Annotated in this window: 12 protein-coding genes; 7 read left to right on the forward strand and 5 right to left on the reverse strand. The window is 47.9% G+C overall.

Annotation, left to right across the window (positions count from 1 at the left end; all coding sequences use genetic code 11):
* The first annotated feature begins 75 nt into the window (after positions 1 to 75).
* Both AC3WU2_RS14100 and sigJ read left to right on the forward strand, forming a co-directional pair.
* A complete protein-coding gene (locus AC3WU2_RS14100) occupies positions 76 to 1,377 on the forward strand; it encodes a phytoene desaturase family protein (RefSeq protein WP_492455078.1) in 1,302 nt (433 codons plus the stop codon).
* Positions 1,352 to 2,218 carry an RNA polymerase sigma factor SigJ gene (gene sigJ / locus AC3WU2_RS14105; RefSeq protein WP_492455080.1) on the forward strand — a complete coding sequence of 289 codons (867 nt, stop codon included), beginning with the start codon at positions 1,352 to 1,354 and terminating at the stop codon, positions 2,216 to 2,218. The genes AC3WU2_RS14100 and sigJ overlap by 26 nt, the downstream gene beginning before the upstream one ends.
* A 10-nt stretch (positions 2,219 to 2,228) precedes the next feature.
* Here sigJ and AC3WU2_RS14110 read toward each other — a convergent pair whose 3' ends face one another.
* The 3 genes from AC3WU2_RS14110 to shc form a co-directional block, all read right to left on the reverse strand.
* A complete protein-coding gene (locus AC3WU2_RS14110) occupies positions 2,229 to 3,011 on the reverse strand; it encodes an arylamine N-acetyltransferase family protein (RefSeq protein ID WP_492455082.1) in 783 nt (260 codons plus the stop codon).
* A gap of 117 nt (positions 3,012 to 3,128) precedes the next feature.
* Entirely contained in the window at positions 3,129 to 3,659 is a 531-nt protein-coding gene (locus AC3WU2_RS14115; protein ID WP_492455084.1) for a hypothetical protein, read from the reverse strand.
* Positions 3,660 to 3,768: 109 nt separating this feature from the next.
* On the reverse strand, positions 3,769 to 5,658 hold the full coding sequence (gene shc / locus AC3WU2_RS14120; protein ID WP_492455320.1) for a squalene--hopene cyclase: 1,890 nt from the start codon (positions 5,656 to 5,658) through the stop codon (positions 3,769 to 3,771).
* Positions 5,659 to 5,788: 130 nt separating this feature from the next.
* Between shc and AC3WU2_RS14125 the strand changes: the two genes are divergently transcribed.
* The 3 genes from AC3WU2_RS14125 to AC3WU2_RS14135 all read left to right on the forward strand — a co-directional run bounded on the left by AC3WU2_RS14125 (position 5,789) and on the right by AC3WU2_RS14135 (position 11,008).
* Complete coding sequence (locus AC3WU2_RS14125; RefSeq protein WP_492455086.1) at positions 5,789 to 7,627, forward strand: UbiD family decarboxylase; 1,839 nt, start codon at positions 5,789 to 5,791, stop codon at positions 7,625 to 7,627.
* A gap of 387 nt (positions 7,628 to 8,014) precedes the next feature.
* Entirely contained in the window at positions 8,015 to 9,682 is a 1,668-nt protein-coding gene (locus AC3WU2_RS14130; RefSeq protein WP_492455088.1) for a M20/M25/M40 family metallo-hydrolase, read from the forward strand.
* Positions 9,683 to 9,925: 243 nt separating this feature from the next.
* The gene (locus tag AC3WU2_RS14135) at positions 9,926 to 11,008 is read left to right on the forward strand and encodes a histidine phosphatase family protein (RefSeq protein ID WP_492455090.1); all 1,083 of its coding nucleotides are present in this window, start codon (positions 9,926 to 9,928) and stop codon (positions 11,006 to 11,008) included.
* A 57-nt stretch (positions 11,009 to 11,065) separates the two neighbouring features.
* Here the strand turns inward: AC3WU2_RS14135 and AC3WU2_RS14140 are convergent, their stop codons facing one another.
* Both AC3WU2_RS14140 and AC3WU2_RS14145 read right to left on the reverse strand, forming a co-directional pair.
* On the reverse strand, positions 11,066 to 11,863 hold the full coding sequence (locus AC3WU2_RS14140) for an SDR family NAD(P)-dependent oxidoreductase (RefSeq protein WP_492455092.1): 798 nt from the start codon (positions 11,861 to 11,863) through the stop codon (positions 11,066 to 11,068).
* 153 nt (positions 11,864 to 12,016) lie between these two features.
* Positions 12,017 to 12,556, reverse strand: a complete 540-nt coding sequence (locus AC3WU2_RS14145) for an NADPH-dependent FMN reductase (RefSeq protein WP_018755923.1) — start codon at positions 12,554 to 12,556, stop codon at positions 12,017 to 12,019.
* 257 nt (positions 12,557 to 12,813) lie between these two features.
* Here AC3WU2_RS14145 and AC3WU2_RS14150 point away from each other — a divergent pair, with 257 nt between their 5' ends.
* On the forward strand, positions 12,814 to 13,122 hold the full coding sequence (locus AC3WU2_RS14150) for an NUDIX domain-containing protein (protein ID WP_492455094.1): 309 nt from the start codon (positions 12,814 to 12,816) through the stop codon (positions 13,120 to 13,122).
* Between the two features lie 68 nt (positions 13,123 to 13,190).
* Positions 13,191 to 13,925, forward strand: a complete 735-nt coding sequence (locus tag AC3WU2_RS14155; protein WP_492455096.1) for a class I SAM-dependent methyltransferase — start codon at positions 13,191 to 13,193, stop codon at positions 13,923 to 13,925.
* Positions 13,926 to 13,931 lie beyond the last annotated feature (6 nt).

Below are 13,931 nucleotides of genomic sequence, written 5' to 3' on the forward strand. Positions count from 1 at the left end.
TTCTAAGGGGTGTTTTGTCACATCTGGATTCGCTTGCCCGTCATACGGATATAAAACGCGAAGGGGATGGTTCGGATGTTAAAAATGGACGTGGCTGTTGTAGGTGGAGGGATAGCGGGGTTAACCGCAGCCATTTATGCTGGAAGAGCAGGGAAGAGCACGATACTCATTGAGAAGCAAGAGCGTTTAGGTGGTCGGGGGATGACGAACAAGAAGAATGGAACGTATTTTAACCTAGGCGGGCATGCTTTGTATCAAAGTGATGCCTATGAGACGTTCCGGGAGTTTGGATTACGTCTGCAAGGAAACCAACCTTCGATTGATGCGTTTGGCATCTGGAAGGATAAGCTTCAGGTGCTGCCGACAGGGATTGGTTCTTTAATGACAACGCCGCTACTCTCATGGAGAGGGAAAGTGGAATTCGCGGGCTGGCTCGCCAAATTTGGCAAGCTGGATACGCATGCTTATGACAAAATCAGTCTTCGTGACTGGATTGAGGGACATATACAAGACCCGATGGTCCGTCATATTTTCTATTCCCTGCTTCGTACGGCGAGTTATGTGATGGCGCCAGATCTCCAAGCGGCAGGACCGGTATTGCGGCAATTCAAGAGTGCTCTCCGTGGCGTGTTGTACCTTGATCGCGGCTGGGGATCGATGGTTGAAGAATTGCGGCAGGTCGCTTCCAAGCTGGGGGTGCAGATCATCACGAAGAGCAAGGTCGTCTCCATCGAACACAGTGAAGGGATTGTGCGTCATGTCTTATGCGAAGATGGGACGAAAATTGAAGCGACGCATGTGATCGTCACGACACCGCCGGCGGTTCTGCATCAGTTGGTGCCTCGTGCTGAAGCTACGGCGATTCATACCTGGAAAGAGCAAGCGATTGAGGTCACAGGAGCTTGTCTGGATGTGGTGCTGCGTCGTCTGCCCAAGCCGAAGCAGCAGTTCGTATATGGGCTGGATTATCCCGTCTTTCTCAGCAATCAATCGCGTGCAGCATTGATGAATGAAGACAAAGCGCAAGTCTTATCCCTGATGAAGTACCAAGGAGCGGAGAAGGATGCGAAAAAGGATTTGCATGATTTAGAGCATGCTTTGGACTTAATACAGCCAGGCTGGCGGAATGAGCTTGTAGACAAACAGTATCTTCCTAAAATTCCGGTATGCTATGATTTTGCACATATGAAGCGTCAAGTTGACCCAGGTCCTGCTGTACCTGAAATCAAAGGTTTGTATGCGGCAGGGGAATGGGCTTCCCATGGAGAATTATTGGTCGATGCGGCGACAGCAAGTGCCAAGAGAGCGGTACAACATATTCTCGCGCACGAGGGAACGGAGAGGGTACAGGGTGATAACCACAGAAATATTGTATAAAACCTATCGAAAGCCTCTGTTTGCGCTGGCTTATCGAATGCTAGGCAGTGTGATGGATGCGGAAGATATCGTCCAAGAAGCCTTTATTGCATATAATCAATTGCCAAATCCCGAAGAAATCCAGAATGTAAGAGCGTTCCTCTACAAAGTTGTAACGAATCGCTGTCTGGACTTATTGCGCTCTTCTGCTAAAAAGAGAGAACTCTATGTGGGCCCATGGCTTCCCGAGCCGTTAATCGATCAGGGCAACCAGGATGCGGATCCTTCTGATATTTATTTGCAGCATGAATCGATATCGACAGCCTATCTTTTACTTTTACAGCAGCTTAATGCCGTTGAACGCGCGATCTTCCTGCTGCGTGAGATTTTCCACTATTCGTATGATGAGATTGCAGAGATGGTGGGAAAGACAAGTAGCAATTGCCGTCAAATTTTCCATCGTGCTCAGCGTAGCATTCATTATGATCCCGATCAGGTGCCTTCGATTTCGGTTGCTGAGTCGCAGATCAAAGATTTCGTTAGCTCTCTCGTACAGGGGAATAAGGATCGATTGTTAGAGCTATTGAGTGAAAATGTGGTCTTCTACTCGGATGGTGGCGGTAAAGTGCATGCAGCTCAGGTTCCCGTTACGGGGTCCAATCACGTGGTGCTATTACTTCAAAATCTGCTTAAGATGTATACAGGGAAGTTCAACCTTGCCTACATTACCGTGAATGGGATGCCGGGTATCCAGTTGACGTTGGACGATGGGCTTCGTTATATTTATTCGTTCGGTTTCCGTAAAGGGCAAATTGAAGCGATTTATAATGTGGCCAATCCAGAGAAGTTAAGGCATGTGTAGTGATGTCGTTTCAGTAAACGAGTCCGAAATGCAGACTTAACAGCTTTTCGAACCGTATGCGGTCTATAGGCTCTTTGGTCATGATGCCATCCTCCCATTGTGTAAAGGAGGTATCGGTTAAGGTGATTTGGCCCTGATCCGTACGTCTTGTAATTAATGGATATCGATTAAATCTTGAATCAGGGTGTTCCGAGATAATCTGTTGGACCGTGTTCAATTCCGATAGGTTGGTTATCGGTTGTTGGGTGTCGAAGGCATAACCGATTCGCCAATCCGTATGTTTATGCTTCATTTTCATTTCAAGAACATAGTTCCCGTGCTCGCCATCTCCTGGTGTGATTCGAAATTCCCCATTCCCGGAAGTGACGGTTTCACCGGTTAGAGGAACAGGGATCAGCGGTAAATTTCCTCCAAAACCCGTATCGATGACATAGGATTGGTGCTCATGCGTCATGAGTAAGGTGACATGCGTCCTTCCGATTGGGAGATAGGCTTGCGTTTCATGATTGAAGACAATGCCACGCATAGGTGTCATGTGGAATCCATGCTCGATTAGGAAGAAGTTGAGCAGCATATTCAGTTCATAACAGAGCCCGCCTTCTTGATGAATGAGTATCTTGCGAATCAAGTTTTCTCTCGTAATGGGATAGGGTCTATGTTTGACAATGCAGAAATTTTCAAATGGGATGGTTTTGGCTGCGCTCACGAGAATCTCATCCAGAAGGTCAAATGTGATCTCCACCTCCTCTGGTAATCCAATCCGCTGGCGAAATAGAGCGTTCAGGTCAGTCATTCAGCATTCCTCCTTATGTGATTATCATATGGCGACAGACAAAGGATGACGATATCGATTTGATGCTGGAACGACGAACACCCAGACTTATGGTCTGGGTGCTCTTTTTCGTTAGCGTTATACCGAAAAGTATCGAATTAATCCTATGACTGCAAAAGCGAACAACACCGTACCCGAACCGATTCCCGTAATCGCACTGTTTGCTACCTTTAGCTTGGGAGCTAGGAATACCGAAACAATGGAGACGATAACCAGCAGGGCAGCTAGGACGAACAGACTGGGATCGTCGAATACCGATTTCAGCCCAATGAAATGGATCCCGACGATAAAAGCGATCCAAGGCGCAACATAATCTTTACGCTTCCATCGAATGAGTGCGACGGCTCCGACGGCAGCAAGGAAAAACTCTACATACACGGAGATTAAATAATTACCGAAGGCGGTCTTATCGTTCAGAGCGGAAAAGGCATCCCAGTGCGTCACACTTAAATATACACCGAATAGACAGACGAGTAGTGCGATACCTGAAGCGATGCCAATATAGATGCGCCAGCTTGCCCGCGGTTTCTCCTGTGCCCAACCGAACCAACTAAAACTAAACATGCCAAAAATAGCCGCGTACATGACATAGTCGCGTACGTAGTCCATGGAACCCCTCCTTTGCAAAATTGGTAAAATTTATAAATTTATTTATAACACTATATCATGGAAGTGTAGGCGAGGACGATAGATTTTTCCGATTCGTGCGGAGAATGGTTCATTTCTTATATTTACTTCGGTAGTGACTTAATGTAAGAAGCGGCCAAATCGTTCGATAGCTGTGGTAATGGATGTAAAAAAAGTCAGGCAAGCCCGCGCCGGTCGGATAGGTGGTTGCCCAATGGTCTTCATGAAGCAATGTGATTAGTCGATGAATCCCTCGATCAATCGCAGGCGTTGGTTGTGCGTGAACCGCGATAAGGGCATCGAGTGCCCAAGCGGTCTGCGAAGGCGTGCTTGCTCCCAAAGGCACATAATGCCGGAGCTGGTCGCTCTGGCAAGATTCCCCCCAGCCCCCGTCCGGATTTTGAATGCTTTGCAGCCAATTTGCTCCCTTTTGTATCGCAGCATGATCCGGTGAAATGCCCGTAGCCGTCAACCCGGTTAATGCTGCCCACGTTCCATAAATATAACAAATTCCCCAATGGCCGTACCATGATCCGTCCTGTCCTTGATGCTCGATGAGCCAGTGAGTACCCCGCCCGATGAACTCGTGCTTGATGTCAAGCGCTGCGAAATTCCCGAGATACTCCAGGGTGCGACCTGTAAGGTCCGCTTCGGAAGGATCGGTGGCTGCGGATTTGGCCCCTGGTATGGCGAGCCAGGTGAGCATTTCTTTATCGGTATTTTTCTCGAAAGCCGGCCAGCCCCCATCATTATTTTGCATGGAAATGACCCATTGGATGCCGCGATTCCATGCGTCACGGTAGGTAGGATCGCGATGGGATAGGCTATGAATGGCACGTAAGGCTGTCGTACTGTCATCAACATCGGGATTGATCGTATTGGTCTCCGAGAATCCCCATCCACCTGGCAGCGCATTCGGATTATGAATCTGCCAATCGCCTGTCTTGTGCTGTTGCATAGCTAAAAGGTACTTCGTCGCACGCTGAATCGTCTCATGTTCATCGGACATCCCGGCTTGTTGCAGGGCGTAGGTGAGCAGCGCTGTATCCCAGACGGTGGAAGGGGAGTTCTGGATCGTCGTTCTTCCACGCGAGAGGCATTGCATCGCGATCAAGCCTTGAACGGCATGGGTGATCAGAGGGTGCTTCGAATCATAGCCGAGTGCAAGGAAGGCGAAGATCATGAGTAACGTACAGCTTGCATAGCTATACAAGGTCCCATCGGATTCAATCCGCTGTATCATGAATTGCTCGGCCTTGGTTGTGGCGGCTTCATGCAGGGAGCGAGGGGTGCCTATAAGCTGGCCTAGTCCGGACTGGATGCCCGCAAGTATATCCTGAAATTCTCTTGTGAAAGATTCCTCCGCCTGTGTAGATACGACACGAAGGTCTGAGAGATCAGGTGTAGCAGCTGTCTTCATAGCAAATTTACGATCTGCCATAATCAGCAGAGGGACGAGATGAACCCTGGAGTACCCCGAGAAATCATAAATACTGATCGGAAAAGATGCGGGCAATAGTATTACTTCCAGCGGGATCGAAGTAATGGATGCGGGCCATTTGCGTTGTCCTGTCGCGGCGAGAAGAGCTATGGTCAGGATGCTCGTCACTTTTTCAAGTCCACCCTTGGATTGAATATAACGCCTAGCCCGCTCAATAGGCTCATCGTTTTCTTGACTATACCCCGAATAGAGCAGCGCATAATAGGCATCTACGGAGGCGGATAAGTTCCCCCCCTTCTCATCGGTATACCATCTCCACCCCCCGTCAGCCTGTTGTTCTGCTAGAATGCGTTCATGCAGTCGCTTAATCAGATCTTCGCTCGGCATATTCAGTGTTCGAAGGAGAATGATCAGATGGGCATCGATAAGGATGCCATTCTCAAAACAAAAATGCCAGCTCCCGTCTTGCTGCTGCTCATGAATCAAGTTCATGGTGAGTCGCTGAATTTCCTGATCGATTTGGCTGTATAAATTGCGCATGAACGTCGTACCTCCGATAGTCATTTTCATCAATATATGACAGCACCTTGTGATTTCGTTTCTTTTTTCACATAATAGAAGTTGTACTTGTTTTATCTATTTCTATATTTCTAGAGATTGGAGTCATCCTATGAGATATCGCAATTTAGAAGAATGTGTTATTGATCTAGAGAAACATGGCCATTTGGTTCGGATCGCTGAAGAGGTTGATCCGCACCTGGAGATGGCTGCGATACATATGAAAGTCTATGAAGCGGGCGGCCCGGCGTTATTGTTCGAGAACGTGAAAGGTTCAAAATTTCGCGCGGTTTCTAATTTGTTCGGTACGATGGAGCGCAGCAAGTTTATTTTCCGAGATACATGGGATTCGACGCAGAACGTCATTGGACTACGTAATGATCCGGTGAAGGCGCTCAAAAATCCTTTCAAATACATTGGAACGGGGCTTGCAGCGAGAAAAGCATTGCCGCTCAAAAAAATGAGCAGCGGTCCGGCGGGGTTTAAGGAGATTCAAATCTCGGATATGCCGCTGATTCAACATTGGCAAGGCGATGGCGGGGCTTTTGTGACGCTGCCACAGGTCTATTCGGAAGATCCGGAGAAGCCGGGCATTATGAACTCCAATCTGGGGATGTACCGTGTTCAGTTGACAGGCAATGACTATGAAGTGAATAAGGAAGTCGGCATCCATTACCAGATCCATCGCGGAATTGGAGTCCATCAGGACAAGGCCAATAAGCTGGGGCAACCGCTCAAGGTAAGTGTGTTCATTGGCGGCCCGCCGGCACATACACTATCCGCCATTATGCCATTACCGGAAGGAATGAGTGAGTTAACTTTTGCGGGACTTTTGTCTGGACGTCATTTCCGTTACACGTATGTCGATGGTTACTGCATTAGTCTGGACGCGGATTTCGTTATTACGGGGGAAATACATCAGGGGGACACAAAGCCTGAGGGACCTTTTGGTGACCACTTGGGGTATTACAGCTTAATCCATCCATTCCCGGTGATGAAAGTCCACAAAGTGTACGCGCGAGAAAATGCGATTTATCCATTCACAGTCGTTGGGCGTCCGCCGCAGGAGGATACTTCCTTCGGCGAGTTAATCCATCGATTGACGGGCGGAGCGATTCAAAATGAGATTCGAGGGGTAAAAGAAGTACATGCTATCGATGCGGCGGGTGTTCATCCGTTGCTGTTCGCGATAGGCAGCGAGCGGTATACGCCGTACCAGCAGGTGAAGCAGCCGGCTGAGATTCTTACACAGGCGAATCGGATATTAGGGACCGGACAGCTGAGTCTCGCGAAGTTCTTATTCATTGCGGCCGAAGAGAAGCGGGAAGTCAGTACGCATCAGATCGAGGATTTCTTAGGTTATATGCTGGAGCGGATCGATCTGCACCGGGATATTCATTTCCAGACGAATACGACGATCGATACGCTCGACTATTCGGGAACGGGATTGAACGCCGGAAGTAAGGTCATTTTCGCTGCGGCGGGTGAGAAGAAGAGAGAGCTGTGCACCGAGGTTCCTGAACTTTTGCGCGGGCTTCCAGGGTTCGAGCAGGTTAGCTTGGTCATGCCGGGGATCGTCGCAATTTCTGGTCCGCAGTTTACGAGTTACAAGAAAGCGGAACAGCAAATCAATGAGCTCTGTGATGCGATCCGTTCCAGAGGGCCGCTGACGACTTGTCCGATGATCATCTTCTGTGATGACAGTGATTATTTGAGTGCGGAGTTGGATAATTTCCTCTGGGTTACCTTCACGCGCAGCAATCCATCGCATGATATCTACGGGGTGAACAGCTTCAATGAGTTCAAGCATTGGGGATGCGATAATGTCATCATTGACGCACGTTCGAAGCCGCATCAAGCACCACCGTTGATTCCAGACCCTAGGGTAGAGGAGCATATCAAGCGATTGTTCGTGAAAGGTGCGAGTCTGGGCGGGGTAGGAATGAAGTAATCGTAGAGATCCGTTGAATTGGTTAGGTTTAAAAAGGGGCTTGAGCGCAGTGATGTGCTTGAGTCCTTTTTTGTTCTTATTCCTGCGAAAATGTCGCTTCCTCCACGCTAACGAACCGTACCAGCGTTATGACGTTGGTTTTTGGCAAAATTGCCGCCTTATACGTTAAATAGCGTTAATGAGATTCGTTACATGTGAAAAACGCTATTTTTAGGTCAAATAAGAGTGTCTGGGTTCGTTAGGATCAATGAATTACAAAAAGGACGTGAACGACAGAACCTGTCCTTTTCACTTGTCTAACGCTGAAATTCACGCTATAGATGTTAAATTCATGCTATGATAAAATCGTTGAAATATTTTCCATTATTTACATGAGGAGGACGTTGTGTGAATTCGAATCAACTAATCTCTCCAGTGATTTCACAGCAGACCCATATTCGATGGGTTACATGGTTCAGGCGTATAAGTGTCTTCGTGTTGATCGCCGCTTCGATATTTGTCGGCATGCTGCAAATTCAGGCGCCGATGCCGGTTGGGAACGATGCGCCTGCAGATCAATTCTCGGCGGAGCGGGCCCTTGAGAAGTTGAAGGTAATCGCGAAGAATGCGCATCCAATCGGAAGCGCCAGTCATACGGAGGTTCGAGATTATCTGATTTCTGAGCTTCGTCAGTTGGGATACCAACCTGAAATACAAAAGGCTACGGTGAGTTCGGATATAGCCACGGATTTATCGGGGAACATTGAGAATATCGTTACGCGCATACCGGGTACGAATTCCAGCAAGGCATTAATGATTGCTGCGCATTACGATTCGGTACCTGAGGGTCCTGGAGCAGCAGACGACGGCGCCGGGATTGCGGCGATGCTGGAGACGGTCCGAGCGATTCAAGCAGGGCAACCTTTAAAGAATGACCTCATTCTGCTCATGACGGATGGGGAGGAAATGGGGCTGCTCGGGGCCAAAGCATTTATTCAGGATCATCCATGGGTTCAAGATGTCGGTTTAGTACTCAATTTTGAGGCAAGGGGAAATAAAGGCCCGGTCTTTATGTTCGAGACGAGTGAACAGAACGGGTGGATCATCCAAGAATTCATGAAAGCTGCACCGCAGCCTATTGCGTATTCGCTCATATATAACGTATATAAGCTAATGCCCAACGACACCGACCTTACGGTATTTAAGCAGGGTGGATTGCCTGGCATGAACTTTGCTTTCGGGATGGGGTTGGATGCGTACCATCGTCCTACGGATACGCCCGAGAACTTGGATCGTAGCAGCCTTCAGCATCATGGCGAATACATGTTGAACTTATCCCGTCACTTCGGTCAGCTTGATTTAAGCAATGTGCGGCAAGAGGATCGGGTTTATTTTAATGTGTTCGGCTGGCATATGGTCAGCTATCCTCAGTCTTGGGCTATTGGATTCATTGCGCTTGGTGTCTTACTGTATGTATTCACTTTATGGCACGGGTTCCGACAACATCGATTAACACTTCGGGGGATGGTCGGCGGTATCCTGATTCCAATAGGCAGTCTGGGCTTCGTTTATGGGGTCATTCCTTTGCTATGGCGTTTCATCCCGTCGAATTTGTCGAGAGATCGATATATGGATATTCTGACGAAATCTGATATTAGTGTGTATTATCTGATCGGGTTGCTCGCGGTAACGGCATTGATCACCATTGGTTTGTATCGCTGGTTCTCGCGTTATGTCCGTACGGAGAATGTATGGGCGAGTATTTTGTTCTTGTGGTTACTGTTTGGCGTGGCGACGGCATTCATGCTGCCGGGCGGCAGCTATCTCATGTTCTGGCCTTTCGTGTTCAGTCTCATCGGGATAAATATTTCTTTTCGGTGCAGTGAAGGACGATGGAAGTGGCTTGCAGCGTTATTCGCGGTACCGGGATTGGTGTTAATCACCCCGATCTTCTATCTCGTGTACATGATGATGACGCTGAATATGGCAGGCGCATTAATGACGGTGGTAGCGCTTGCGTCTACCTTAATCTATCCTGTGTTCAGCAAGCGGCTGAGCGTACGGAAGCATTCCTAAGAACCTATTGTCAGGCAGTACCTCCTCCGATGCTTCGAGGGGGTACACCTGAAATGGAGTATGGACCCCGAGATGAAGTGTTTTCTGAAGAGCGAAGGGATCAAGCTCATATCGTGGGTGGAATTACGATACTTACAACGAAAGACTCGATAGTTAAATGTGAAAGGATTTTATCGTATTTCTAGCGAAGTCATTGGTTAACAGGCAACAAGTGCTTTTATGAAAAAAAGGGGGGGCTTTGTATTGGAGACTACTTTATATCTAACCAGGCATGGTGAAACGGAGTGGAATGTCGAGGGCAGACTACAAGGTCATCAGGACTCACCTTTAACGGAATTAGGAAAACGGCAAGCAAGCTGGTTAGGGAAGTCTCTCGAGGACGTACATTTTGATGCCATATATTCAAGCTCAAGTACAAGAGCATACCGTACAGCTGAGATTATTCGAGGGCAACGCGAATTAGATATTATAGGCTGTGATCAGCTGAGAGAGATTCATTTGGGCTTATGGGAAGGGCAGAAGCGGATTGATCTTGAGAATGCTCATTTTGGTGCGTATCATTCGTTTTGGAATATGCCTCATTCATTTACACCTATGAACGAAGGAGAGTCTTTCGTACAGTTACAAGAAAGAATCATACCTGCTCTAGAAGAGATTGTATCAAGGCATCAAGGCGGCAATATTCTCATCGTTACACACGCAATTGCTTTGAAAGTAATTATGGCTTATTTGAGAGGCGATACGTTGGATAAGTTATGGTCTCCGCCTATCATTCATCCTACGGCATTAAACAAAGTTGTGTTTGCAGATGCTGGGTGTACCATTGCGTTGCATGGAGATACTTCACATTACCAAACAGTACGGAAAGCTGTTGGAGCTATCGCATATCACGGGGATAAGGTGATCTTAGTTCATAAAGTATTGAATACGAACGAGAATCATACAGATGTCTGGGATGTGCCGAAAGGCGGTGTCGAAGATTGCGATGTGAGCTTGGAAGACGCAGTGTTACGTGAATTGTTCGAGGAGACAGGTTCGGACAAGTATGTGATTCGAGAGGAGCTTCCTGAGAAGATCGAGTTTACTTTCGGTGAATATTTGAAGAAGAAAACAGGGTATGAGCGGCAAGAGACGACGATGTTCCTTGTTGAATTTATCGGGCATCCCGACGAACTAGAACCATGCGATCAGGAGATTAGCGAGGTAAAGTTAGTCGATGCAAGTGATCTACGATCTACCTTAACTCATCAAGAAACGGCGTTGTATGTGGAGTGGCAAGCTGATTTTTTTAGTAAATATGGAATGGAAATTGTTAAGGCTCAATGATCAATGGACTGCAAAAAGGACGTGAACACATGATGTGTCTACGTCCTTTTATGTATATTAATCCAACATCACGCCGCTATTGAGATTTATCACGGTGCCTGTCATGGAAGCAGCATGATCGGAAGCAAGGAAGACTGCGGTGTTCGCAACTTCAGACAAGGTCGGGAGACGTTTCAGCAGTGTACCTGCTGCTGCCCCCTCCAGCATTTGCGCCGTGGTGATGCCGGCCCGATCTGCGACACGGCGGAAGACATCTTGACTATGGGAGCCGATGGCCTCCGCTTCGGGGATCATGTGAGGACGTATACAGTTAACCCGGATCCCGTAGGAACCGAGTTCCCCTGCCAAATGACGGGTCATGGCTTCGATTCCTGCACAAGCGACGCTGTGTCCCATAAATCCGGGACCCGGCATACGCGCCGCAGGCGTTGTAAGCATGAGTATGACACCTGTACCGTTCTTCGCCATATGCCGAGCTACAGCTCTGGAGGTGATGAAGTGAGTCCGTGTGTAGACTTGAACTGGGTATTCGTAGTCATCAAGAGACAACTCCATAACAGGCGTGCCTTGAATGTGATCAATCCCAACAGCGTTCAGGCAGATATCAATACTGCCTGCCTTCGCAGCTACTTCATTTGCATGATTCTCGACGGACCGCTCATCAAGCGCATCAACCTGTGCGATTTCTACGGTTCCTCCTGCAGCAGCGATATCGCTCGCAACGCTGTCTAGTTTGGATAGAGTTCGACCAGCGAGAAATACAGCTGCCCCTTCGCGGGCGAAAGCACGGGCAACCGCGCTACCAATCGCTCCACCGCCTCCATAGATGACGGCCGTTTTATTGGCTAATAACATGACAACTCCTCCTTTTTCCATTATCCTAGCATATGGCACGGGTGGAGATTTCTTTTCGATTGCGGTATTACGTGTCACGGTTCACGGTTCATCCTATAAAAAAACAAAAAGGCCCCTGCCCTTGATTTGCAAGGGCAGGGGCAGTCCTATATCTTATCGCAAAGTCTTCAATGCACCGCTCCATGCAAGAACTTGATCGAGCATGGCATTGACATTTGTTAAATGCAGGTCAGCTGGTTTGAAGACAGATCCACTCTCGAAATCTGTGAACAGGGATAAGGCTGGGTGAACGCGAACGTCTGCGACAGACAATTCGCCGAGGATGCCGCGCAAATGCTCAGCTGCACGAGCACCGCCTACAGAACCGTAACTAACGATCCCTGCGGCTTTATTGTTCCACGCTTCACGCGCATAATCGAGTGCGTTCTTAAGTGCGCCTGTAATACTGTGGTTATATTCCTGAACGATAAATACGAAGCCGTCTAACGTGAATAGCTTCTCATTCCAAGCTGTTGCTTGTTCGGTTGCATCTACTTCTCCGAGTAGTGGCAGTTTAAAGTCTGCGATATCTACGATCTCATAATTCGCATCTCCGCGTCCATCTGCAATTTTCTTAATCCATTCACCAACTTGTGGGCTTAATCGACCTTGACGTGTGCTACCTAGAATAATTCCGATGTTTAATTTGGACATTACTTATTACCTCCTCAGGTTATGTTTCCCAAATCATTTTCTAGAATACCCATTTAAGACTGCACTAACCGTGAAAATCTAAGCTGATATAAAATAACAATATCATATTAAATTAACAAAAGCAATGTACTTTCATTTGGTTAGCGTGATTCGACATCACTGCATCGATAGAATGCAAGGATTTTCCCAAAGTCTATATCCATTTGATATGATATAAATTTGTTAGATCTATCAGGAAAAAGTTGGAGGTGGGTCGTATGGAGATCCAGTTTCGTCATATTGCTCGAGCAGTCATCGTTCATGAGAACAAACTATTAATTGCACGGATGAAGGGAGCACATGCTTTCCTGCCTGGCGGCGGTATCGAGCTTGGTGAAGGCGCACAAAATGCGCTGCGAAGAGAACTTGATGAAGAGTTAGACGTGCATGTGACATCGGTCGTTTTCACCGAAAATATCAAACAACATAACGTACTGCCGCCAGTTCTTCAAGATCACCTGGCAAATCTCATCCACAATCCAACGTGTACTTGGATCACGACGTTTTCCGCTCCGAACCATGTATAATCGAAATAGGAATAGACCATGATCTATGGCATGGAATACATAACACGAGAAGTAAGGAGTCCTATGACATGAAACAGAATAAATACGATGATCAAGGGTTTTTCGAAAAATACAGTCAGATGCCGCGCTCCACGGGTGGGCTAAAAGAGGCCGGGGAGTGGCCTGCATTACGAGCGATGCTCCCCGATTTTCAGGATAAAAGGGTGTTAGACCTTGGCTGCGGCTTCGGATGGCATTGCCGCTATGCGCGCGAGCAAGGGGCACGGTCCGTGGTAGGCGTGGATCTCTCGGAGAATATGTTAGCGCGTGCAAGAGAACTGTCAGAGGATTCCGACATTGAATATCGCCGGATCGCGATGGAAGATATCGATTTCGCTGAAGGGGAATTCGACGTGGTGATCAGCTCGCTTGCGCTTCATTATATCGAGGATCTTGAAGATGTCTGCCGGAAAATTCACCATTGTCTCGTACCTGGAGGGACTTTTATTCTATCGTTTGAACATCCGATTTTTACGGCGCGTGCTGCACAGGATTGGCATGTTGGTTCAGAGGGCGAACGCCTGCACTGGCCTGTTGACGTTTACCAGAGCGAAGGCCCACGGTATGCGAATTTCTTGGAGACAGAGGTTGTAAAATACCATCGAACCGTTGCCACATATCTGAACTCGCTTATTCGCGCTGGATTCATGATCACGGAACTCTGTGAACCGCAGCCTGCGGTAGAACTGCTAGACAAATATGAAGGGATGCGGGATGAATTGCGCCGACCAATGTTCCTGATTATCTCGGCCGTGAAACGGTAAGACATC

It is taken from the genome of Paenibacillus sp. EB106-05-06-XG162, assembly GCF_058791655.1.

Coding starts and splice junctions, on each gene's coding strand:
- AC3WU2_RS14100 (WP_492455078.1), top strand. CDS start 76: ATGTTAAAAATGGACGTGGCTGTTGTAGGTGGAGGGATAGCGGGGTTA.
- AC3WU2_RS14110 (WP_492455082.1), bottom strand. CDS start 3,011: ATGACTGACCTGAACGCTCTATTTCGCCAGCGGATTGGATTACCAGAG.
- AC3WU2_RS14115 (WP_492455084.1), bottom strand. CDS start 3,659: ATGGACTACGTACGCGACTATGTCATGTACGCGGCTATTTTTGGCATG.
- shc (WP_492455320.1), bottom strand. CDS start 5,658: ATGCGCAATTTATACAGCCAAATCGATCAGGAAATTCAGCGACTCACC.
- AC3WU2_RS14125 (WP_492455086.1), top strand. CDS start 5,789: ATGAGATATCGCAATTTAGAAGAATGTGTTATTGATCTAGAGAAACAT.
- AC3WU2_RS14140 (WP_492455092.1), bottom strand. CDS start 11,863: ATGTTATTAGCCAATAAAACGGCCGTCATCTATGGAGGCGGTGGAGCG.
- AC3WU2_RS14145 (WP_018755923.1), bottom strand. CDS start 12,556: ATGTCCAAATTAAACATCGGAATTATTCTAGGTAGCACACGTCAAGGT.
- AC3WU2_RS14150 (WP_492455094.1), top strand. CDS start 12,814: ATGGAGATCCAGTTTCGTCATATTGCTCGAGCAGTCATCGTTCATGAG.
- AC3WU2_RS14155 (WP_492455096.1), top strand. CDS start 13,191: ATGAAACAGAATAAATACGATGATCAAGGGTTTTTCGAAAAATACAGT.